Genomic DNA, 23,371 nt, shown 5'->3' with positions numbered 1-23,371 from the left:
AATCTTAAGTAAACTGAATATATGAGTGACTGCTAGGGGCGCCATTTGGCTGAGATGATTAAATTCAGTCCCTTAACACCTGATTTGGATAATGCCAACGTAGGAAAGTGGTCGATGAACGTTTTTACAACTATTAATTGACCTCTTTCTTATGAAAGAGGTCATTTTTTATGAAGTTATGAATAATAGAATTATAAATATAAATTTGAGGTGGATTACAATGAAAAAACCGAATATAGCATTAACAATTGCTGGAACGGACCCAAGTGGTGGAGCGGGTATTATGGCGGACTTAAAATCATTTCATGCATCAGGCGTTTATGGAATGGCTGTTGCTACAAGTATCGTTTCACAAAATAGTTTAGGTGTACAAGATGTTTACCATTTACCTGTTGAAGTTATTGAAAGCCAATTAAAAAGTGTCTTTGATGATGAAGTGCCACATGCTATAAAAACAGGCATGATTGCATCAGAAGAAATGATGCAAACGATTAAACCATTTATTGAACAATCTGGAAAGCCGTATGTTATTGACCCAGTAATGGTTGCTAAAAGTGGTGATGCGCTAATGGATGATGAAGGGAAAGGGAAACTTAAAGAAATATTACTACCATTAGCTACAGTTGTTACACCTAATATTCCAGAAGCAGAAGATATTACTGGATTTAAAATTCAAACTGAAGAAGAAATTAATAAAGCTGGTGCATTTTTCTTAAATGAAATTGGATCTAAAGGTGTTGTTATAAAAGGTGGACATCTGGACGGGGATGCAATCGACTATTTATTTACTGAGAATGGCGTGAAAAGCTGGAAAAGTGAAAGATTTAGTACGAAACATACACATGGAACAGGTTGTACATTTAGTGCAGTGATAACAGCAGAGTTAGCTAAAGGTCATTCAATTGAGGAAGCGGTAGAAGTAGCTAAACGATTTATTACGTTAGCTATTCAATATACACCTGAAATAGGCAAAGGTAGAGGTCCAGTGAACCACTTTGTATACCAAAAGATAGAGGGATTAGATTATGAGTAAATTAACAAATATTAGAGAAAATAGTCCATTAATCGTATGTTATACAAATGATGTCGTTAAAAACTTTACAGCTAATGGTTTAATTTCATTAGGCGCAAGCCCCGCAATGAGTGAAGAACCTGAAGAAGCAGAAGAATTTTCAAAAGCAGCAGGAGCATTTCTTCTTAATATAGGGACGATTACGACTGATAAAGCTTATGATATGAAGAAATATGCTGAAATTATGCATGGAAATGGTGTTCCAGTAGTTCTTGATCCCGTAGCAGTTGGTGCATCACAATTAAGAAAGACTTTTTGTACGACGTTATTAAATGATGAAGTTGTCGATATTATTAGAGGTAATGCATCAGAAATTTTAGCACTTATTGAAGAAGACACAATTATGAAAGGTACGGATAGTGATGATACGCTTGATGCTATTAAAATTGCGAAAAAAGCGCATCAGCAATTAAAGTTACCGATTATCATAACTGGAAAAGTTGATGTCATTGCTTGTAATAACAAAATTATAGAATTGCACAATGGTAGTGAGATGTTAACGAAAGTAACTGGTGGAGGTTGTTTATTAGGTGGCGTAATAGCTGCATTCTTATCTCATGAAAAAACAATTACTATTGATGTATTAGAAGAAGCATTAGCAACATACAATATAGCAAGTGATTTGGCATATCAACAACCTGGTGCACATTTACCTGGTACATTCCAAATTTCATTTATAGATCAACTTAATGTAATAACTGAAGAACTTGTTAATGAGAAAAAAATCGTGAAAGTAGTGAACTAAATGTTTGATCCAAAAACTTTGAAAGTATATTTTATAGCAGGTAGTCAAGATATTGCTGATGGTAATCTAATAAGTGTTGTTGAAGAAGCTTTAAAAGCAGGCATCACGATGTTTCAGTTTCGTGAAAAAGGTGAGAAGAGTAAAAAAGGATCAGAAAAAGAAGCACTTGCGCAATCATTATTTGAGTTGTGTAAACAATATCAAGTTCCATTTATCGTCAATGATGATGTAGATTTAGCAATTAAATTAAATGCAGATGGTATTCATGTTGGACAAGATGACCGAAATGTATCTGAGTTTAAAGATAAGTTTAAAGATAAAATAATTGGCTTGAGTGTTGCAAATAAAATTGAATATGATCACTCTGATATATCTGAAGTCGATTATATTGGAACGGGACCTATACATTCTACAAATTCTAAAGCTGATGCAGGAGATGAAGGTGGATATCAAATGATTGAGAAGGTGAGAAAAATCAATCAAGATATTCCTATCGTTGCAATCGGTGGTATAACTGAAGTTGATGTGCAACCGCTCATTAAAGCGGGCGCAAATGGCGTAAGTGTTATTTCTGCTATAGCGAAAAGTCAAAATATTGAACAAACTGTGAAGGGCTTTCATAAACAGTATAAAAATATTTGATAAAATTAATATATTGATTTATGTTGTCGCTATTCTATGATAGAATGAGTTTTATGTGAGTATATCAATAGAGGTGGAAAAATGAAGAAAAAAGCTTTATGGCCATTATTATTTGGTGTAATGGTTGTGCTAGCTGGTTGTGATTATTCTAAACCTGAGAATAGGGATGGATTCTTTTATAATACATTCGTAAAACCGATGGATAGTGTTATTCATTGGCTTGGTACAAATTTGAATCACGATTATGGTCTAGCTATTATCGTTATAACATTAATTGTTCGTTTTGCGTTATTCCCATTTATGATGAAGACGTATAAGAATCAAAAGTTAATGCGTGAAAAAATGAAACTTGCTAAACCTGAAATGGAAGCAATTCAAGAAAAAGTTAAGCGTGCTCGTACTCAAGAAGAAAAAATGGCAGCCAATCAAGAAATGATGGCATTATACAAAAAACATGGTATTAATCCAATGAACATGGGTTGTTTACCAATCGTTATACAAATGCCAATCGTCATGGGATTATTCTATGTATTAAAATATCCTACTGAAGGCGGAATTACAGAATATCCGAATTTCTTATGGTTTAATTTAACTGAACCTGATTTAATTATTACAATCATTGCAGGTATCATTTATGCATTACAAGCATTTGTTTCTATGAAGTATGCAAATGTTCCAGATGAACAGAAAAATATGATGAGAATGATGATGTTTATTTCTCCAATTATGATTATTTGGATGTCATACATTTCAGCATCTGCATTAGGTTTATACTGGGCAGTCGGTGGTGCATTCTTAGTTGTTCAAACATGGTTAGGTAACGTCTTCTATAACAACAAAGTAGAAGAAGAAATGAAACCAATCATTGAAGCACATGAGAAAAATCAACAAGAAGCTAATAAAGAGAAGAAACCAGCTAAACTCGTATCTAATAAGAAGAAAAAGAAATAAAATCAAAAAAACAAACTAATCATCGTGATTAGTTTGTTTTTTTAGTTATATCCCATTCTTTATAAAATTGTTTTAAAAAGTTCTCCATAAATAAGTGGCGTTCTTCAGCGATTTGTTTGCCCCGTTTAGTATTCATTAAATCCTTTAATAATAATAATTTCTCGTAAAAATGATTAATTGCCGTATTCGGTTCATTATGATATTGATCCTCTTGTAAATCATTTAAATTGCGTGGTTGTTGAGTGGAGATATGCATAGGCTCTTTAAAATGACCAGCATATTGAAATGTTCTTGCTATTCCTATAGCGCCAATCGCATCAATTCGATCTGCATCTTGGACGATCTTTCCTGCTAAGCTTGTAAGTTTACCTTCATTTTTACCACCATTATAACTAATATACTTTAGAATATGGATAATCTCTGTTTGAATAGATTCGCTTATCTCCATGTCTTTCATCCATTGATAAAGTTGTTGCCAAGCTGTGTTGCCATCTTTAAATAATTTCTTATCGACAGCATCGTGTAGTAAACTTGCTAATTCAACTACAAACAAATCCACTTCCTCAAACTGAGCAATATCTAGAGCATGATGTCTAACTCTTAAAATATGCTCAAAGTCATGTCCAGTCGTATCGTTTTTGTGTAATGTGCTAACATATGATTCTGCTTCTTTAATAATTTGTTCTTTATTCATATCTTTCTCCTTAAAAAAAACAGGTAGAAAAGTTTGAACAATCGTCTCTTCTACCCGCTAAGTATTTACAATAATGGTGATAGCAATCGTGCTATACCTTCTTTTAATTTAATCCACGTGCTTCTGTTTTCATATCTTTCAACTGTTAATAATGATGAATGTGTCATATCATTCTCATAAGCTAAGCGTGAATTTTTAGCGATTTCATCGTCGTAAATAAAGGCATTAACTTCGAAATTTAATACAAAGCTTCTATTATCCATGTTTGCTGTACCAATACTTACAACTTCATCGTCTATGGCTACCATCTTAGTGTGTATAAAGCCTTTTTCATAAATATGAACATTGACACCAGCTTTTATTAATTCGCCGACATTGGCAAATGTTGCCCAATAAACAAATGGGTGATCGGGCTTATTAGGAATCATCACATTAACATCTACTCCGGAAAGGGCAGCTATCTTAATGGCGTCTAAAAATGATAAATCTGGAATGAAATAAGGTGTTTGTATGTAAATATGTTTTTTAGCTTCTGATATCATTTTTAAATACCCATATTTGATTTGTTCCCAATCTTCATCAGGACCACTTGAAGCAATTTGAATACCAACTTTTCCGCCAGATTCAACATCAGGGAAGTATTTAGATTCATAGCGCATCTTGTCACGTGTAGATTGAGAGTTCCAGTCCAACATAAACCTAAGCTGTAACGCATTGACTGAGTCACCTTCTAATCTTAAGTGCGTATCTCGCCAATAACCAAATTTTTTATCTAAACCTAAATATTCATCTCCGACATTAAAGCCACCTACGTAACCAACTTTTCCATCAATAACAACAATCTTTCTATGGTTACGGTTGTTCATTCTAAAGTTAATGAGTGGGAGTTTAGAAGGGAAGAAACTTGCAACTTCTCCACCTTGTGCTCTAAATTTCTTGAATGAAGATAAATTTAATTTACGAGATCCCATGTCATCATATAACATTTTAACTTCTAAACCTTCTTGAAGTTTCTTTTCAAGTTCAAATAAGATCTTTTTACCTAAGTTATCCTTCTTAAAGATATAATATTGAATATGGATATATGACTCAGCTTTTCTAATATCTTCAATAAGTGCATTGAATTTATCATGTCCATCTGTAAACATTTCAACTTTGTTGTCAGTTGTTAAGAAGGCTGAGTTATTGTAAAGCAACATATGAATAAGATGCTTATAATTAGATATCTCAGGCTTATCAATTTCGAAATTATTTTCATCAATTGCTTTGATTTGCTCATTAATGATGTGTTCAAGACCTATTTTATCTTGTTCATCTAAGTTGAAAATACTCTTTCTTTGAATTTGTCTCCCAAATAGTAGGTAAAGTATAAATCCTAATATTGGAATAAATAAAAGCACTAACAACCAAGCCCAAATCGCACCAGCTTCTCTTGGTTCTAAGAATATGATAATAAATCCAAACACAACATTCAGAATAAATGCTGTAATAAGTAGCACTGATACTATGATGGAAAAATCAAATGAAAAATATGAGAAGTAGTTCATACCAATGCCTCCGTTTCTTTATCTTTAAACTAGTATAATACATTTAAATTAAAATTGAAAAGGTTGTATTTGACCCTTCTAAAACATATGCATATAATGATTATGAAAAGGCATCAATTAAAATATCATTTAAATATATAGGAGTGTTATAAATGAAAGAACAAATTATTAATGTTGAAGGTATGTCTTGTGGGCATTGCAAACAAGCAGTTGAGGAATCAGTTGGTCAATTAATCGGTGTTAAAGAAGTTGTCGCTAGTCCTGATGATAATCAAGTACGTGTCGTTTATGAAGATCCTGCTAGTATCGATAATATCGAAAATGCTATTTTCGATGCTGGATATGAAGTTGTTTAAGAAATCATTCATATAATTATTATAAAAAAATAACAAATTAAACAAAAAAATAACAATATAGGCCGAATGAACTATAGTCAAACTACTTAATTTAGAGTAGAATGAACTTAAGGTAATTAAATTGAATAAGAGGTGGTACCCATGAATCAACCTAAGTCAAAGGTAAAGAATGTGGTCAAACTTTTATCATCATTAGGCGTAAACATAACAGAAACTAAGTCACGAATAGAAATAATGCGTAGTTTGCCGAATGTCGCAACTAACAAGTTGAAATAAATAGGTGAACTAAAAAACCGCATCCTCGATTTGAGGATGCGGTTTTTTTATATGTCGGCTTTTTGACCAGATTCTGTGAATTTATCTTTTTCGTGGTAATAGATGGATAGTAATATACCGACACCTGCCATTAATGACCATAAAGCTGACCCACCATAACTTATAAATGGTAATGGGATACCCGTGATAGGTAGCAGTTGAATTGTCATACCGATATTTTGTACAACGTGGAATAGTACGAATGATAAATATCCGATTATAAATACAACATTAAACGGATGACGTGTCGTAGTAGCCATTCTAATTAAGTGTATGAATAAAGCTAAGAAAATAATTAGTACTGCCATCGTTCCGATAAATCCAAATTCTTCACCAATGATTGAAAATATAAAATCGGTATGGTTCTCAGGAATATAAACTTCACCGTTATTTAAGCCTTTACCAAATATTTGACCAGAACCAATTGCTTTTAAAGATTCTGTTAAATGGTATCCATCGCCTGAGCTGTATGCATAAGGATCTAGCCAGGAATTAATACGTCCTAATTGATACGTCTTAATACCCGAAACTTTCTCAATAACACTTGGTTTAAAAATCATTAATAAAATGATACTTGAACCAAGTCCGAATAATGCGATGAATGCTGGTGCGAGTATTCTCCATGTTACGCCAGAAACAACAACGATACCAAGTATAATCGCAATTAATACAAGTGTTGTTCCTAAATCATTTTGCAAAAGTATTAATAACATTGGTACTAAAGAAGTTAAACCAATTTTTAGTAATAAATTAAAGTCTCTTGATAATGATTTATTGTAAGTAAATCTATTATGTTGATAGATAACATTAGATAGCGCAATAATTAAAATGATTTTCATAAACTCAGATGGTTGGATACTGATAGGTCCCAGTCTGTACCAACTTTTAGCACCATTAATAATAGGTGTAAAGCTAGATTCAGGTAGAATTAATAGTCCAACTAATGATAAGTTTCCAATTATGTATATAATCCAAACATATTTTCTTAGTGTCTTTGGAGATATGAACATTAAGGCAATGGCTAAAATAAAACCAAGCACATAGTACAAGACTTGTTTAAGTAAAAAGTTTGTTTCATATTGTCCGCCAGACATTGCAGAATTGATTATTAAACAACTCGTTCCAAATAGGATAAGAATAATCGTGATTAATCGCCAATCTATTCTTTCTAGAAACGATTTATTTAATGTACGAGTAGAAGTTTCCATTAAAAGACTCCTTTAATTAACACTAAATTTCATAATTTTTATTATAACTTGATTGTACATAAAGTGATACAATTTTGCTATTCAGAAAAGCGTTATTTTTAAAATAGTCATGTTGATACGTGCAACAATAGCTAAAAACATGATAAAATATAGGCTAATAATCTACTTGGAGGCTTATATATGTCTAAAAAAAATATTTGCATTATATATGGTGGGAAAAGTGCAGAGCACGATGTATCAATTTTAACGGCTCAAAATGTGATCAATGCAGTTGATCTATCTAAATACATAATTGATATCATTTATATTACAAATGATGGGGATTGGATTAAAAGCGACCAATCTATTGATGGAAAAGTCGAAGATGTTGAACAATTAAAATTAACAAGTGAAACATTAACACCAATATCTAAATTATTAGAAGCGAGTAATGATGGAAACGCATATAGTGCAGTATTTCCTTTATTACACGGCCCTAACGGAGAAGACGGTACAATTCAAGGCTTATTTGAAGTATTGGATATTCCTTATGTTGGTAATGGTGTGCTTGCAGCATCAAGTTCAATGGATAAATTAGTTATGAAACATTTATTCGCTCACAGAGGATTACCTCAATTACCATATGTAAGTTTCTTAAAAAGTGAATACGAGAAATATGAACGTAATATAGTGGAGCTTATTCAAAATAAACTTGAATATCCTGTTTTCGTTAAACCAGCAAATTTAGGATCAAGTGTTGGTATTAGTAAATGTACGAATAAAGAAGAATTAATTTCTGGTATTGAAGAAGCATTTCAATTTGACCGTAAACTTGTTATCGAACAAGGTGTTGATGCAAGAGAAATTGAAGTAGCTGTATTAGGTAATGATTATCCAGAAACAACTTTACCAGGTGAAGTTGTGAAAGATGTACAATTTTATGATTATAAATCTAAATATAAAGATGGCAAAGTTAAACTTCAAATACCTGCTGATGTAGATGAAGAAACAGCAACAACTTTAAGAAATATGGCTATTGAAGCTTTTAAAGCAACAGATTGTTCTGGATTAGTAAGAGCAGACTTCTTCTTAACAGAAGACAATACAATTTATATTAATGAAACAAATGCAATGCCAGGATTTACACAATATAGCATGTATCCATTATTATGGGAGAACATGAACTTAAGCTATACAGAACTTATAACTAAGTTAATTGAACTTGCTATTGAACGATACGATAACAAGAAGAATATCAAATATAAAATTGACTGAGGGTAAATAGAATGAATATTAATTTACGTAAAATAAAAGAATGGATTGATTGTGAAATTCAAGATGAATATCTTGATGTCGTTGTTCAAGGTACATGTATAGACTCAAGAAAAATTGCTGAATCAAATTTGTTTATACCATTTAAAGGTGAAAATGTAGATGGTCATAAATTTGTACGTCAAACACTTGATGATGGTGCAGGTGCATCATTTTGGCAAAAAGATGTTCCGAATCCGCCAGAAGGACCCATTATTTTTGTTGATAATACATTAGCAGCATTACAAAATTTAGCTAAAGCATATTTAAAATATGTAAACCCTAAAGTTGTTGCGATTACCGGTTCAAATGGGAAAACAACAACTAAAGATATGGTTGAATGTGTATTGAATAAATCATTTAAAGTTAAGAAGACACAAGGAAATTATAATAATGAGATTGGTTGCCCATTGACGATACTAGACTTAAATGAAGATACTGAAGTATCCATTCTAGAAATGGGTATGAGTGGATTTGGTGAAATTAGTGAATTAACTCATTTAGCAGAACCTGATGTTGCGATTATCACGAATATTGGTGAGTCTCATATGCAAGATTTAGGTTCTAGAGAAGGTATTGCAAAAGCCAAATTTGAAATTACAGAAGGTCTTAAAGAGAATGGACTATTTATTTACGATGGAGATGAGCCATTACTTAAACCTTTCGTATCTAAATTGCAACATGACAAACTATCTGTAGGGATAGCGAATGATAATGATGTCATCATCAAAACGAATCAATCATCAAGTCACGGTATAAACTTTCATTTGAATAATAGTCACTTCATTTATCATTTAAATATATTAGGTGAACACAATGTTAAAAATGCAACATATGCAATACAAGTTGCTAAACATTTAGGTGTAACGGAAGACATAATTCAAAGCTCCTTAGATGATCTTGTATTAACCGATATGCGTATGCAAAGAATTGAAACAGAACAATATGGTCTACTCATTAATGATGCATATAATGCAAGTCCAACGAGTATGAAAGCAGCAATAGATACACTGCATAATATGGAACAAACAGATAAGACACTTATTCTTGCGGATGTATTAGAATTAGGCGAAATGAGTCGAGAGATGCATGAGCAAGTTGGCTATTATTTAGAACATAAAGCTATACAAACGTTAATTACATATGGTGAAGAAGCGGCTCATATATCAAATATTGCGAAAGCATATATAACTGAAACTTATCACTTTGAGGATAAAGAAGAAATCACAGACTATTTAAAAAATCATTTAAATGAAGACTCTATCACTTTGTTTAAAGGTTCTAGAGGTATGTCACTCGAAACGATTATTAACGCACTTACATGAAAGTAGGTATCTTGTTTTTACATGGTTATACAGGTGGTCGTTATGAGTTATTACCATTAATTGAATATTTGAGTAGTCGCTATGATTTTATACTTGAAGCACCGGAATACCCAGGACATGGCTTGAATTTATTGATTAAAGATACAAATGAAGATATGTGGTTTGAAAGAGCGAAACAATCATATGAGACATTAAGGAAGAAATCAGATAAAGTCATTGTTATAGGATTTTCAATGGGTGGCATTATTGCAGGTTTGTTAGCTAAAATTAAACAACCTGATCAATTAGTGTTAATTGCCCCAGCTTTTGAAAATATCAATATACAATACTTGGTGAAATCACCATATACATTTATCAATAATATGAGATATGCAGATTTGAAAATTCTTGATTTCATGGTGAGACGCACAGTCAAAATTAACTATAAATCATTTGTAGCTTTTAAAAAATTACAGCAAAGTGCGCTATATGTTCCAGAACAAATATCAGCTAAAACATTAATTATACATGGCACAATAGATGGTCTTGTTCCAATTGAAAAATCTAGAACGTTAGTGAAGAGAATTAAGCATGCACGTTTAGTTGAAATTGATAAAGGACCACATGAAATTTGTTTATCAAAAGTTAATTATAAAGTTTTTTATGAAGTTGAAAAATTTATATTTAAAAATAAATAAAGAAGTAAAACTGTACTAAATCCCTTTTTAGTGCAGTTTTTTTGTGTTTTTGTTTATGAAAATTAAATGTAAACGACGATTTAATCGCATTGCGCTATTGGTAAAAGGGTGGTAGTATATAGAAGTTGAATAAAAAAGACGAGAAGAATTAACTATATAAAAGGAGAATTATTTTGCAAAAATTTAAAGAATTAGGTATTTCTGAAGCTACCTTAAATGCTTTGGACAAAATGGGATTTACTGAACCAACACCAATACAAATCGAAAGTATTCCACATACATTAAAAGGTACGGACGTGCTAGGACAAGCACAAACTGGAACAGGAAAAACTGGTGCATTTGGTATTCCATTAATTGATAAAGTAGCAGATAAACAAGGTGTACAAGCATTGATTCTTGCACCAACACGTGAATTAGCAAACCAAGTGGCAGAACAATTACGTAGTTTCAGTAAAGGACAAAACGTAAGTGTTGTAACTGTATTCGGTGGCATGCCAATAGACAGACAAATCAAATCACTTAAAAAAGGTCCGCAAATTGTAGTAGGTACACCAGGACGTGTGATTGACCACTTAAATAGAAGAACATTAAAAACAGAATCAATTTCTACATTGATCTTAGATGAAGCAGATGAAATGATGAACATGGGCTTTATAGATGATATGAGATTTATAATGTCTAAACTTCCATCCGAAAATCGTCAAACATTACTATTCTCAGCAACAATGCCTAAAGCTATTCAAGAATTAGTTCAAAAATTCATGAAGAGTCCACAAATCGTTAAAACAATGTCTAACGAATTGTCAGATCCACAAATTGATGAATTCTACACAATCGTTAAAGAATTAGAAAAATTCGAGACATTTACGAATTTATTAGACGTTCAAAATCCTGAATTAGCGATTGTATTCGGTCGTACGAAACGTCGTGTTGACGAATTAACAAGTGCGTTAATTACTAAAGGATACCGTGCTGAAGGTTTACACGGAGATATTACTCAAGCTAAACGATTAGAAGTATTGAAAAAATTCAAAAATGATCAAATCGATATTTTAGTAGCTACAGATGTTGCAGCTCGTGGATTAGATATTTCTGGCGTAAGTCACGTTTATAACTTTGATATCCCTCAAGATACTGAAAGTTATACTCACCGTATTGGTCGTACAGGTAGAGCGGGTAAACAAGGTGTTGCCGTTACATTTGTAAATCCAATTGAAATGGATTATATCCGTCAAATAGAAAAAGCTAATAAACGTCAAATGAGTGCTTTACGTCCACCAACACCAGGTGAAGTTATGAAAGCTAAAGAATCAGATGTTAAAGCTAAAGTTAAAGGTTGGGTAGAAAGTCCAATCGAAGGTCGCATTGAAAAAATTGCTGAATCATTAATTAAAGAATATGGTGACCAAAAATTAGTTGCTGCATTATTACAAGAGTTAATTACTTCTAACAACGATGCAGAAGTTCAACTAACATTTGAAAAACCATTATCTAAAAAATCTAATCATAGAGGCAAACAAGGTAACCGTGGTGGTAACTCACGTGGTAAATCTAGAACTAGATTTGATGGTAAAAACAACAAACGTCGCGGAAATGATAAAAACAATCAATTTGACCGTAACAAAGGTAAAAACAATAAACCAAACAAACAACGTTCAAAAAAACAATTCTCAGGTAGAACATTTGCTGAGCATTCAAAATAGAAACTAAACAAAAAGTGTGTGTAATCTCTAAGGTTACGCACACTTTTTTTATGATATAATACACGTAAATTGAACGATAGAGGAGATTATATGTATAAACCAATACTCGAACATAAAATGCCAAAACAGTCTATAAAATATGAGTATGTAAATCATATTGTAAATGTCATAGTTATCTTAATTTTGTACAGTGTATTTGTATTTTTATGGCATAAATATGATTGGTGGACATTTCTCATTTATATTGTGACACCGATTGCGCTGTTGATTATAGCGATAGGATTTATTAGTCCGATCATAAGACTTAGAAGAACATCGTTTGAAATTGGAGAACAGTATATTGAAGTACAAAGTGGGCTTTATTATCAAAAGAGATTTGTACAGCCTTATGACAGAATTCAATATGTAACGATAAAGCACGGACCAATTTCAAGATTGTTTAATATTTATTTTGTCGTTGTTGTAACAGCAGGTAATTTAGAAGTGTTGCCAATGGTCAGCCGAGAGATAGCTGACCAAACGAGATTAAATATCATGACTAAGGTTAAAGAGGTGACTGATGATGTTTGATCCGCAAAGATTACATCCAATATCTTATGTTAGTGGGTTTTTAGCTAGTTTAAAAGAAAATATATTTCCATTAATAATAGCTGCGTTTATCGTTATGACACGTGGATTAGATAATATTTGGGAACTTACATTTCCTATTGTTATTTTAGGTTTTTCACTTATAAGTAGCATTTTTAAAGCAATTAAGATTTACAATACACGTTATTGGATTGAGAATGACCAATTAATTATGACTTGGGGTGTCTTTTCAAAAAATCGTAAAGAGTTAAATATTGAAAGGATTCAATCTGTTGATACTTCTCAAAATATAGTACACCAATTGTTAGGTGGCGTGAGTTTAAGTATTAAAACACCGAGTGATGGCATTGAATTAGATACAATTACGAAGTCACAAAGTGATAGTCTTTCGAAATATTTAAAAGAAAGAAAATTTGCTATCAAAAATAAAGAGCAAAGCGAAGATGATTTAAACGAGGAACAAGTTGTGTCGACTGATTCTGAACATCAAGATATTATTAATGAGAAAGAAGAAGTCGTGTTCTTTAGATTATCAACTAAAGATTTATTGAAAATGAGTTTTACAAGTGGTGGTATTTTAATTGTATTTGCGGCACTTGGCTCATTACTTGGATTTGTAACACAAATAATCGATATCGAAGATTATATTAGCCCACTAATTAATCAAGTTGTTAATTTAACATTTGTAATCATTTCAATTGTGCTTGTATTTATCATATTAAGTTATATTATTGGATCACTCATTGTATTTATTAAAAATTATAAATATCAATTAACATTTGATGGGGAACTTTTAACGGTTAAATATGGTCTGTTAACTGTTCAAAAGCGTACCGTTCCAATCAGAAGAATACAAGCGTTAAAAGAAGAAGAATCTATATTTAGAAAAGTGATCGGATACACAAAAATATCAGCGATTATTACTTCAGATGGACATTTTGAAAATGGAGAAGATACTGATGTAGGTACTGTGACAATCTTGCCATTTATGAAGAAAAAAGAAGCTTATCAATTGCTTGAAGACATTATTCCACAGTTTCAGTTTCATTCAGTAAAGAAAGGATTACCTAAACAAGGTATTCGTAGAAGAGTGTTGATTCCGACAATTATTTTATTATTAATTGTGGTTCCTATCCAAATATATTTATGGTCTTATACTTGGATTATAGGATTAGTGATATTCTTAGTTATGCTATTTTACGCAAGTATTATTACGTTGAAATCTGGATATAGAATTTATGACGACTCAATTGTCATATTGAATGCAACACCGTTTGAATATACAACAATTTGGGCGAATAGAAATAAGATTTTAACTTTTGAATTACATGAAAATCCAATTATTAAACGTAAAGATATTGCACATTTCTCAATTCAAATAGCATATGGAAATGGTATGTTGTCTAAAGGATTAAGATTTATCAATAAACAAGATACGTTAAATATTTATAAATGGTATAAAGATAAAGGAGGTCACATAGATGCTTCCTAGATATAGAATGGATAAAAAAGGAATGGTCGTTGAACGTATTGGATCGCTCATTACAATTTCAATACTTATTATCATATTAATCGTTATGGCAGTTATTTTTAATCTATGGTGGACGACAGCTTTAAAATGGTTTCTTCTTATTCCAGTAGCGCTTATCGTAGTAATAGCTATATATGGTTTAATCATCCAGCCTTATTATATGTATCGAAATTTCAGATATGAAATAAATGACGATGAAATAAACATTAAATCAGGTATTTTTATGATTAGAGAAACAACGATACCTATGGGTAGAATTCAAAATGTTGATTTATATGAAGGATTCATAATGAGAAAGTTTAACCTGGCTAATATTACGTTGTCTACGGCTGGAGGAAATCGTATGATTCAATATTTAAATAAAGATAAGGCAAACCGTATTAAACACGCGATACAAAATAGAATTGAAAATTGATTTTTAATCAGTGAAAATGAAGGTGTTAACGATGATTCAAGGTGTCGGCATAGATTTAGTCGAAATAGAACGTATACAAGATTGGTATACGAAACGACCAGAAATGGTCAATAAAATTTTAACAAAAGACGAATTAAATATTTTCAACAAAATTAAATTAGAATCAAGAAAAATCGAATTCATTTCCGGTAGATTTGCTGTGAAGGAAGCATTTAGTAAAGCTATGGGTACAGGGATCGGTAAAAAGTACGGTTTTCACTCGATTAATTGTTTACCAGATGAAAATGGTAAACCAGAAATCATTTGTGAAGGCTATCGTGTTCATCCTTCCATTACACACACGAAACATTATGCAGAAGCCATTGTGATTATAGAAAATATTAAGCAAGATTGATTTCTATATGATAAAATACAAATATTATAAGAGGAGGTGCCTTGCTGTTGTCCGAAAAATATTATAGGCCAACTTATATCAACGTCGATTTAAAGGCAATACTAGAAAATTATCAAGCAGTAGGAAGACTTCACCCAAATAAGAAGATTATGGCAGTCGTTAAGGCAAATGGGTACGGATTAGGAAGTGTACCGATTGCGACATACTTAATGAATGAAGGTGTAGACTTCTTTGCAGTTGCCACATTAGATGAAGCAATTGAATTAAGAATGCATGGTATTAAAGCAAAAATATTAGTACTCGGCGTTATTAATACTAAAGATATTAATAAAGCTGTTCAACATAGAGTTGCATTAACCGTTCCATCTGAACAATGGTTAGATGATGCAATAGAATCAATAGATGATGATTCTGACAAACCTTTATGGATGCACGTGAAAATTGATACAGGCATGGGTAGGATTGGATTAAAAGATATTGAAAGTTACCAACATGTCGTGCATAAAATACAACAACATGAACGTCTTATATTTGAAGGTGTGTACACACATTTTGCATCTGCAGATGAACCAAATGATTTCTCTAAAAAGCAATATGAATTATTTGAAGAATTTGTAGAGTCGTCTCAAACACCTGAATATATACATGCTCAAAATTCAGCAGGAGCCTTAAGGTATGATGCGTCCATTTGCACAGCTGTTAGATTTGGTATTTCATTATATGGATATTATCCATCAAAATATATTCAAGAAATTTCTAATTTAAAATTAAAACCTTCTGCACAATTAATAACAGAAGTCGTTCAAACAAAGTATTTAGAACCAGGCGAAACAGTGAGTTATGGTGCTACATTTACTGCTGGTGAACGTATTAAAGTAGCCACATTGCCAATAGGTTATGCAGATGGTTATTTAAGAAAGATGCAAGATACACTCGTGAATGTAAATGGTGTGAATTGTCCCGTCATAGGTAGAGTATGTATGGATCAAACAATGATAAAAGTGCCAGATGATGTTCAAACAGGTGATAAAGTCATTCTCATGGATAATGATGTTGATTCAGAACAATCAGCAGAAAAGATTGCTGAAGCGCAAGATACCATTAATTATGAAGTACTTTGTAACTTGAAAAAAAGATTACCACGTATATATCATGATGGTGAAAATGTTGAAATTACGAACGAATTATTAAAATAGCATAGTCAAATAGAGTTACATTTGTTATGATATTAATAACTTAATCAACAAAATTTACATTTATTTTATCTGGAGGTATTTGTTATGACATCTTTAACGCAAAATCGTACACAAAGTTTAGAACAAACACTGAAAGAAGGCTATCGTTCAATGGCCGATTTAAATCTCTCCCTTGCATCTGAAGCATACTATAGCGAATGCGAAGCTTGTGATTCAAATGAATCGCATTTAGCCTCTCAGCAAGGTGAATAAATGAGAAGAGGAGATGTATATCTCGCAGATCTTTCACCAGTTACAGGTTCTGAACAAGGGGGAACAAGACCAGTCGTCATTATCCAGAATGATACAGGTAATCGATATAGCCCGACTGTGATTGTTGCAGCAATTACTGGTAAGATAAATAAAGCCAAAATTCCCACTCACGTAGAAATTGAGGCAGCGAAATATAAATTAGACAGAGATTCCGTAATTTTGCTTGAACAAATCAGAACAATTGATAAAAAACGCTTAAAAGAAAAATTAACATATTTATCTGATGCAAAGATGAAAGAGGTTGATATCGCTATTGCCATCAGCCTCAATCTAACTTTGCAACAAAAATTTGATACATTAGGTAATACATAATGAAATAGTTTTAAAAGAATCAATATTACTTTAAAACGTCTTCCGCTTTAGGATTAACCTAAAGCTTTTTTAGTATATTTGAAACGAGGTGACTTCGTGTCAGAACAAAAGAAACAACAGTATCTTCAATTATTACTTGATTATGTTCAAACAAATGATGATGAAATTTTATCATCATGCCAAACATTTTCAACTGAAGCCATAGAAGATAATGTTTCACCAGAGGAGATAGTACAATTACATGTAAATATAATGGATCAGGAACAAGACTTGACTAAAGAACAAATCATTCGTTCATTTGATGTTCTTTTAGAAGTCATGATAGGTTATGGCTTTACATACCGTGATTATAAGAAGTTATTAAATAAGATTAAAATTCATGATAAAGAAATGGAAGTTGCGTCTAGTTTGCAACAAACGATGCTAAAGCCTCAAATCCCTCAATTTGATAGTATTCAAATTGGGGCAATTTCTGTTCCAGCACAAAAAGTAAGTGGAGATTATTTTAATTTAATTGATCATAATGACGGAACTATGAGTTTTGCAGTAGCAGATGTTATCGGTAAAGGGATACCGGCAGCATTAGCGATGAGTATGATTAAATTTGGCATGGATTCATACGGCCATTCGCAATTGCCGAGTGACGGTTTAAAACGTTTGAATCGAGTTGTGGAAAAGAACGTTAATCAAAATATGTTTGTGACAATGTTCTATGGTTTATATGAAGAAATTAATAATATGCTTTATTATAGTTCAGCAGGACATGAGCCTGGATACATATATAGAAGTCAGACTGGAGAATTTGAAGAAATGTCTGAACGAGGTATTGTGCTCGGCGTTAATAAACATACACGTTATAAACAAAGTGAAATAAAAATAGAATTACAAGATATGATTATCGTCTTTACTGATGGTGTCACGGAATTACGTAATCAACAAAATGAATTTATCAAAACGACAGATTTATTAAGTATGATTGATGAGTACAAACAACTTCATCCGCAAGACATCGTTCAAATTTTATATGAAGAACTTGTCAAACTACAGAATCCAAATAAAAGAGATGATTTAACGATATTAATTGTTAAACGTGTTAAATAGTTGTAAGGTAAAAATATTTAAGATGTGTTAAATAAGATTAAATATTTTAAAAACGGGTAAAAATAAATGATGAAAGTCTAATACATTTAGGGGTGTAACAAGGAATGAATCTTAACATTGAAACTACAGAACATGAAAATTACTATGAAATTAAAGTTGGCGGAGAATTGGATGTGTACACTGCGCCTCAACTTCAAGACGTATTACAACCGATTAGACAAAAAGGAACGCATGATATACATGTTAATTTGGAGAACGTAAGTTATATGGATTCTACTGGCTTAGGTTTATTTGTTGGCACATTAAAATCACTCAATGAACATGATAAATCACTATATGTGCTTGGTGTATCTGATAGAATTGAGAGATTATTTGATATTACGGGTCTTAAAGAATTAATGCATGTCAACAAAGGAACGGAGGTATAACGTGATGACATCTAACTATGATTATATAGAGATGAGATTCCCAGCAGCTCCAGAATATGTTGGTCTAGTCAGATTGACATTATCTGGCGTGTTTAATAGAGCTGGTGCTTCATATGAAGATATTGAAGATTCAAAAATTGCAGTGTCAGAAGCGGTAACAAATGCAGTAAAACACGCATATAGTGATAAAGTTGAAGGCGAAATATTAATAGGTTATCTTGTGTTTGAAGATAAAATAGAAATCATTGTATCAGATTCAGGTAAAAGCTTTAATTATGAAGAAGCTAAAAAAGTGCTTGGACCATACCAAGAAAGTGATAATATCAATTTCTTGAGACAAGGTGGATTAGGACTATTTCTTATTGAATCATTAATGGATGAAGTAAGTGTCCAAAAAGATGCTGGTGTTACAATAAGTATGACAAAGTATTTATCTAAAGAGCAGGTGCAAACACATGACGGAAGAGTCCAAAGTTTATAATGAAGTTTCTCCAGAAGACATTAATGCTTGGATAGCAGATTACCAAGAAAATGATAATAGCGAAGCTCAAGAAAAGCTAGTATTACATTATCAAAAATTAGTAGAATCTTTAGCATATAAATATTCTAAAGGCCAAGCACATCATGAAGATCTTGTTCAAGTTGGTATGGTTGGTTTATTAGGTGCTATAAAAAGATTTGATGTTTCATTTGAAAGAAAGTTTGAAGCATTTTTAGTTCCAACTGTAATTGGTGAGATAAAGAGATATTTAAGAGATAAAACTTGGAGTGTACATGTACCTAGACGAATTAAAGAAATTGGCCCTAAAATAAAAAAGGCAAATGAAGAATTGACTAATGAATTAGGAAGGTCACCTAAAATTATTGAAATTGCAAATAGACTAGAAGTAACCGAAGAAGATGTTCTAGAAGCAATGGAAATGGGTCAAAGTTATAATGCCTTAAGTGTTGACCATTCTATCGAAGCGGATAAAGACGGATCTACCGTTACATTGCTAGATATTATGGGAGAATCAGAAGAAGGTTATGATTTAACTGAAAAAAGAATGATATTAGAAAAAATTCTGCCTATTTTAACGGATAGAGAAAGAGAAATAATTCAATACACCTTTATTACGGGCTTAAGTCAAAAAGAGACCGGAGAAAAAATAGGTCTCAGTCAAATGCATGTTTCAAGACTTCAAAGAACAGCAATAAAAAAATTAAAAGAAGCTGCAATGAAATAATTCATATATTAGGAGAGACAGAAACATTTGAAATGTTTCTGTCTCTTTTTAAAATCAAAAATGGTTATATTCTATTTATGTTAAAATAGAATATAACCATTTTTAGGAGGCAATTATGAATCAAGAACTAATAGAAATCATAAAGAAAAATCATCCTTTTACAGAAAAACAAATTAAAACTGTACTAGAATTACTAGAAGATAAGAATACCGTGCCTTTTATAGCAAGATATAGAAAAGAATTAACTGGTGGACTTGATGAAGTTGAAATTAAACAAATTGAAAATGAATATACATATGCACTTAACTTGCATAATAGAAAAGAAGAAGTCATCAGATTAATTGATGAACAAGGTTTACTAACAGAAGACTTAAAAAATGACATTTTAAAACAAACAAAATTACAAAGAATAGAAGATTTATATCGACCATTTAAGAAAAAGAAAAAAACAAGAGCTACAGAAGCAAAACGAAAAGGGTTAGAACCTTTAGCTAAATGGATACTAGAAGGTACTTCTAATATTGATTTAGTAGAAGAAGCTTCAAAATATATTACTGAAGAAGTTGAATCTCATGAAGATGCCATCAAAGGTGCGCGAGATATTATAGCTGAAATGATTTCAGATGAACCTAAATACCGTAAATACATTTTAAACAGTGTTGAAAGACAAGGTAAATTAGTTACTGAGAAGAAAAAGAAAGCTGAAGATGAGAAAAATATCTTTGAAATGTACTATACATATGAAGAACCAATTAAGAAAATAGTACCTCACAGAGTTCTAGCAATTAACCGGGGAGAATCAGAAGGCATTTTAAAAGTAGGATTTGAAATAGATACAGCATCATTAGAAAGTTATTTAACGGCTCAATTTGTTGAAAAAGTACATAAACATATTGAAGTTATTAAAGAAGCCATTCAAGATAGTTTAAAAAGATTAATCTTACCTTCTATTGAAAGAGAGATTAGAAGTGAATTAACACAAAAAGCTGAAGAACATGCAATTGAGATTTTCTCTGAGAATTTAAAAAACCTCTTATTACAAGCACCATTAAAAGGTAAAAAAATTCTAGGACTAGATCCAGCTTACAGAACAGGTTGTAAGTTAGCAGTTATTAATGAATATGGCTCATTTGTTGATAAAAACGTGATATTTCCTCATCCACCAGTTTCTAAAACTGATCAAGCGGAAAAGATATTTGTAGATATGATAAAGAAACATAACATTGAATTAGTTGCGATTGGTAACGGAACAGCAAGTAGAGAATCAGAACAATTTGTAGCTGAAATGATTAAAAAGCATAACTTACCTTGCCAATTTGTTATCGTCAACGAGGCTGGCGCTTCAGTTTATTCAGCTTCAGATATTGCTAGAGAAGAATTTCCTGATTTTAAAGTTGAAGAGAGAAGTGCTGTATCTATAGGTAGACGCGTACAAGATCCATTAAGTGAACTTGTTAAAATAGATCCTAAATCAATCGGTGTAGGACAATATCAACATGATGTAAATCAAAAAGCACTAAGTGAAACTTTAAAATTCGTCGTGGAAACTGCTGTTAACCAAGTTGGTGTTGATGTGAATACAGCATCTCCATCGTTACTAAGTTATGTTTCTGGTCTTAGCAATACAGTTGCAAATAACATTATTAAATTTAGAGAAGAAAAAGGTGTTATTACACATCATTCAGAAATAGCTAAAGTTCCTAGATTAGGTAATAAAACATTTGAACAAAGTATTGGATTTTTAAGAATACTAGATGGAAGCGAACCACTTGATAAAACAGCTATTCACCCTGAAAGTTATGAAGCGGCTTATGCGCTGATTCAATATGTTGGTTTACAAAAAGAAGATATTGGTTCTGATGTATTAAAAGAAAAACTGAATAAATTAGATATACAAGATACAAGTGAAACATTAAATATAGGTATACCAACTCTAGAAGATATTATTGCTTCGTTAATAGCACCTTTAAGAGACCCAAGAGATGAATTTGAAACACCAATTTTAAAATCAGATGTTCTTTCTATGGAAGACTTGAAACCAAATATGGCTTTAAGTGGTACAGTACGAAATGTTGTAGACTTTGGTGCATTTGTAGATATAGGTGTCAAACAAGATGGTCTTGTTCATATTTCTAAATTATCTAAAGGATATGTTAAGCATCCTATGAATGTTGTAAGTGTAGGAGATATAGTTGATGTTTGGGTATTAGATGTAAACCAAGAAAAACAAAAAGTATCATTAACTATGATAGACCCTAATGGACAATAAGGCACTTCAAGAACTTGTTTCTAATATATCAATGGAATATTTTAATAAGCCTTTTAAACATAATGCAGTATTTAACAAAAGGTTAAGAACAACTGGCGGAAGGTATCTATTAAATAGTCATGATATAGAAATTAATCCGAAACAATATGAAAATTTTGGTGTTGAAGCGCTTATAGATATTATTAAACATGAACTTTGTCATTATCATTTACATATAGAAGGTAAAGGATATCAGCATAAAGACAAAGCATTTAAAGAATTAAGTAACGAAGTAGGGGCACCACGATTTTGTAAAGCAGTTCAAAGTTATGAAGAACGTGCTAACTATTTATATCAATGTGGACAATGTAGGGCAGAATTCAAACGTATTAAACGTGTTAATACACGTAAATATAGATGTGGAACATGTGGTGGAAAGTTAAAAAATATAACATAAAGAATAATTGGGAAAGTACTACACTAAAAATATGCTAGTGTAGTACTTTTTATTTAAATTTTTAATGAAAAAGCATTGACGAAATAATTGATCCGGCGTATTATAGTTAATGTTGCTTGAACGAAACGTAACAAATAATAAGACAAGTTATTCGATGTAAAATTACATTAAAAAGTTAAGTATTTTTATTGACTTTGTAAACTTAATGTAATATACTTAATGACAGTCACTTAAATAACAAATTGATTGAGTACTGCAAACCATGCGCGGTCGTGGCGGAATGGCAGACGCGCTAGGTTGAGGGCCTAGTGGGAGAAATCCCGTGGAGGTTCAAATCCTCTCGGCCGCACCATTCATCAATTTTAATATAGCTAAGCGGGTGTAGTTTAGTGGTAAAACCTCAGCCTTCCAAGCTGATGTTGTCGGTTCGATTCCGATCACCCGCTCCAAATTATTTTATAATGAACATTGAAAACTGAATGACAATATGTCAACGTTAATTCCAATAATTGAGTACTGAAAGTACTTCAGAGTGATTGGCTTAACCAATCAAAAATGAGCTTATCAAGCTTACTTCTTTTATGGAGAGTTTGATCCTGGCTCAGGATGAACGCTGGCGGCGTGCCTAATACATGCAA

General features: G+C 31.8%; 26 protein-coding genes, 2 tRNA genes, 1 rRNA gene and 1 riboswitch. Of the genes, 26 read left to right on the top strand and 3 right to left on the bottom strand.

Translation table 11 applies throughout. The annotated features are described in order from the left end of the window. Window positions 1–24 precede the first annotated feature (24 nt). A riboswitch (TPP riboswitch) is annotated at window positions 25–123 on the top strand. Between the two features lie 97 nt (window positions 124–220). The 4 genes from thiD to yidC all read left to right on the top strand — a co-directional run bounded on the left by thiD (window position 221) and on the right by yidC (window position 3,410). Continuing rightward, on the top strand, window positions 221–1,033 hold the full coding sequence (gene thiD, locus LQ675_RS08170; protein ID WP_107610358.1) for a bifunctional hydroxymethylpyrimidine kinase/phosphomethylpyrimidine kinase: 813 nt from the start codon (window positions 221–223) through the stop codon (window positions 1,031–1,033). After that, entirely contained in the window at window positions 1,026–1,817 is a 792-nt protein-coding gene (gene thiM, locus LQ675_RS08165) for a hydroxyethylthiazole kinase (RefSeq protein ID WP_239727474.1), read from the top strand. The genes thiD and thiM overlap by 8 nt, the downstream gene beginning before the upstream one ends. Then, complete coding sequence (gene thiE, locus LQ675_RS08160; protein WP_048540896.1) at window positions 1,818–2,459, top strand: thiamine phosphate synthase; 642 nt, start codon at window positions 1,818–1,820, stop codon at window positions 2,457–2,459. A gap of 81 nt (window positions 2,460–2,540) precedes the next feature. Continuing rightward, window positions 2,541–3,410, top strand: coding sequence for a membrane protein insertase YidC (gene yidC / locus LQ675_RS08155; protein ID WP_048540893.1), 870 nt, complete (start codon window positions 2,541–2,543; stop codon window positions 3,408–3,410). Between the two features lie 28 nt (window positions 3,411–3,438). Here the strand turns inward: yidC and LQ675_RS08150 are convergent, their stop codons facing one another. Both LQ675_RS08150 and cls read right to left on the bottom strand, forming a co-directional pair. Continuing rightward, window positions 3,439–4,104, bottom strand: a complete 666-nt coding sequence (locus tag LQ675_RS08150; protein ID WP_048540891.1) for an HD domain-containing protein — start codon at window positions 4,102–4,104, stop codon at window positions 3,439–3,441. A 65-nt stretch (window positions 4,105–4,169) separates the two neighbouring features. Continuing rightward, entirely contained in the window at window positions 4,170–5,651 is a 1,482-nt protein-coding gene (gene cls, locus LQ675_RS08145) for a cardiolipin synthase (RefSeq protein WP_107610357.1), read from the bottom strand. A 152-nt stretch (window positions 5,652–5,803) separates the two neighbouring features. Here cls and LQ675_RS08140 point away from each other — a divergent pair, with 152 nt between their 5' ends. Then, window positions 5,804–6,007 (top strand): copper ion binding protein, encoded by a 204-nt coding sequence (locus tag LQ675_RS08140; RefSeq protein WP_025904499.1) that lies wholly within the window; start codon window positions 5,804–5,806, stop codon window positions 6,005–6,007. 141 nt (window positions 6,008–6,148) lie between these two features. After that, window positions 6,149–6,283 (top strand): Lmo0850 family protein, encoded by a 135-nt coding sequence (locus LQ675_RS08135; RefSeq protein WP_224658879.1) that lies wholly within the window; start codon window positions 6,149–6,151, stop codon window positions 6,281–6,283. A gap of 47 nt (window positions 6,284–6,330) precedes the next feature. Here LQ675_RS08135 and LQ675_RS08130 read toward each other — a convergent pair whose 3' ends face one another. Next, window positions 6,331–7,530, bottom strand: coding sequence for an FtsW/RodA/SpoVE family cell cycle protein (locus tag LQ675_RS08130; protein WP_058591089.1), 1,200 nt, complete (start codon window positions 7,528–7,530; stop codon window positions 6,331–6,333). A 180-nt stretch (window positions 7,531–7,710) separates the two neighbouring features. Between LQ675_RS08130 and LQ675_RS08125 the strand changes: the two genes are divergently transcribed. From LQ675_RS08125 to LQ675_RS08030, 20 genes are all read left to right on the top strand, one after another. Continuing rightward, complete coding sequence (locus LQ675_RS08125; protein WP_048540884.1) at window positions 7,711–8,784, top strand: D-alanine--D-alanine ligase; 1,074 nt, start codon at window positions 7,711–7,713, stop codon at window positions 8,782–8,784. Between the two features lie 11 nt (window positions 8,785–8,795). Then, window positions 8,796–10,145: a UDP-N-acetylmuramoyl-tripeptide--D-alanyl-D-alanine ligase gene (locus LQ675_RS08120; protein WP_107610356.1), complete on the top strand. Its 1,350-nt coding sequence runs from the start codon at window positions 8,796–8,798 to the stop codon at window positions 10,143–10,145. Next, a complete protein-coding gene (locus tag LQ675_RS08115) occupies window positions 10,142–10,822 on the top strand; it encodes an alpha/beta hydrolase (RefSeq protein WP_058612366.1) in 681 nt (226 codons plus the stop codon). The genes LQ675_RS08120 and LQ675_RS08115 overlap by 4 nt, the downstream gene beginning before the upstream one ends. A 173-nt stretch (window positions 10,823–10,995) precedes the next feature. After that, a complete protein-coding gene (gene cshA / locus LQ675_RS08110; RefSeq protein ID WP_048540879.1) occupies window positions 10,996–12,525 on the top strand; it encodes a degradosome RNA helicase CshA in 1,530 nt (509 codons plus the stop codon). Window positions 12,526–12,615: 90 nt separating this feature from the next. Continuing rightward, window positions 12,616–13,095: a PH domain-containing protein gene (locus LQ675_RS08105; protein ID WP_107601775.1), complete on the top strand. Its 480-nt coding sequence runs from the start codon at window positions 12,616–12,618 to the stop codon at window positions 13,093–13,095. After that, window positions 13,085–14,605 (top strand): PH domain-containing protein, encoded by a 1,521-nt coding sequence (locus tag LQ675_RS08100; protein ID WP_048540875.1) that lies wholly within the window; start codon window positions 13,085–13,087, stop codon window positions 14,603–14,605. The genes LQ675_RS08105 and LQ675_RS08100 overlap by 11 nt, the downstream gene beginning before the upstream one ends. Further along, window positions 14,595–15,059, top strand: coding sequence for a PH domain-containing protein (locus LQ675_RS08095; RefSeq protein ID WP_107601776.1), 465 nt, complete (start codon window positions 14,595–14,597; stop codon window positions 15,057–15,059). Before LQ675_RS08100 ends, LQ675_RS08095 begins: the two co-directional genes overlap by 11 nt. A gap of 31 nt (window positions 15,060–15,090) precedes the next feature. After that, window positions 15,091–15,453 (top strand): holo-ACP synthase, encoded by a 363-nt coding sequence (gene acpS, locus LQ675_RS08090; protein ID WP_058591084.1) that lies wholly within the window; start codon window positions 15,091–15,093, stop codon window positions 15,451–15,453. A 47-nt stretch (window positions 15,454–15,500) separates the two neighbouring features. Further along, window positions 15,501–16,649 (top strand): alanine racemase, encoded by a 1,149-nt coding sequence (gene alr / locus LQ675_RS08085; RefSeq protein WP_048540869.1) that lies wholly within the window; start codon window positions 15,501–15,503, stop codon window positions 16,647–16,649. Between the two features lie 84 nt (window positions 16,650–16,733). Continuing rightward, the gene (mazE, locus tag LQ675_RS08080; protein ID WP_048540868.1) at window positions 16,734–16,901 is read left to right on the top strand and encodes a type II toxin-antitoxin system antitoxin MazE; all 168 of its coding nucleotides are present in this window, start codon (window positions 16,734–16,736) and stop codon (window positions 16,899–16,901) included. Further along, window positions 16,902–17,273 carry a type II toxin-antitoxin system PemK/MazF family toxin gene (locus LQ675_RS08075; protein ID WP_048540867.1) on the top strand — a complete coding sequence of 124 codons (372 nt, stop codon included), beginning with the start codon at window positions 16,902–16,904 and terminating at the stop codon, window positions 17,271–17,273. 96 nt (window positions 17,274–17,369) lie between these two features. Continuing rightward, window positions 17,370–18,374, top strand: coding sequence for a PP2C family protein-serine/threonine phosphatase (locus tag LQ675_RS08070; protein WP_048540866.1), 1,005 nt, complete (start codon window positions 17,370–17,372; stop codon window positions 18,372–18,374). A 104-nt stretch (window positions 18,375–18,478) separates the two neighbouring features. Then, entirely contained in the window at window positions 18,479–18,802 is a 324-nt protein-coding gene (locus LQ675_RS08065; protein WP_025904513.1) for an anti-sigma factor antagonist, read from the top strand. 4 nt (window positions 18,803–18,806) lie between these two features. Then, entirely contained in the window at window positions 18,807–19,283 is a 477-nt protein-coding gene (gene rsbW / locus LQ675_RS08060; RefSeq protein WP_025904514.1) for an anti-sigma B factor RsbW, read from the top strand. Beyond that, a complete protein-coding gene (sigB, locus tag LQ675_RS08055) occupies window positions 19,258–20,028 on the top strand; it encodes an RNA polymerase sigma factor SigB (protein ID WP_037589755.1) in 771 nt (256 codons plus the stop codon). The genes rsbW and sigB overlap by 26 nt, the downstream gene beginning before the upstream one ends. A 115-nt stretch (window positions 20,029–20,143) precedes the next feature. Beyond that, window positions 20,144–22,297 (top strand): Tex family protein, encoded by a 2,154-nt coding sequence (locus tag LQ675_RS08050; protein WP_048540865.1) that lies wholly within the window; start codon window positions 20,144–20,146, stop codon window positions 22,295–22,297. Beyond that, complete coding sequence (locus LQ675_RS08045; RefSeq protein WP_048540864.1) at window positions 22,287–22,733, top strand: SprT family protein; 447 nt, start codon at window positions 22,287–22,289, stop codon at window positions 22,731–22,733. Before LQ675_RS08050 ends, LQ675_RS08045 begins: the two co-directional genes overlap by 11 nt. A gap of 266 nt (window positions 22,734–22,999) precedes the next feature. Then, window positions 23,000–23,085 (top strand) — tRNA-Leu (locus LQ675_RS08040). A gap of 23 nt (window positions 23,086–23,108) precedes the next feature. Continuing rightward, window positions 23,109–23,182: transfer RNA gene (locus tag LQ675_RS08035), tRNA-Gly, on the top strand. A 129-nt stretch (window positions 23,183–23,311) separates the two neighbouring features. Further along, a 16S ribosomal RNA gene (locus LQ675_RS08030) occupies window positions 23,312–23,371 on the top strand; the annotation flags it as partial.

The organism is Mammaliicoccus sp. D-M19 (genome assembly GCF_022386695.1).
In the GTDB taxonomy this organism is placed as follows: Bacteria; Bacillota; Bacilli; order Staphylococcales; family Staphylococcaceae; genus Mammaliicoccus; species Mammaliicoccus sciuri.
This window is presented reverse-complemented; position numbering and strand designations above follow the sequence as displayed.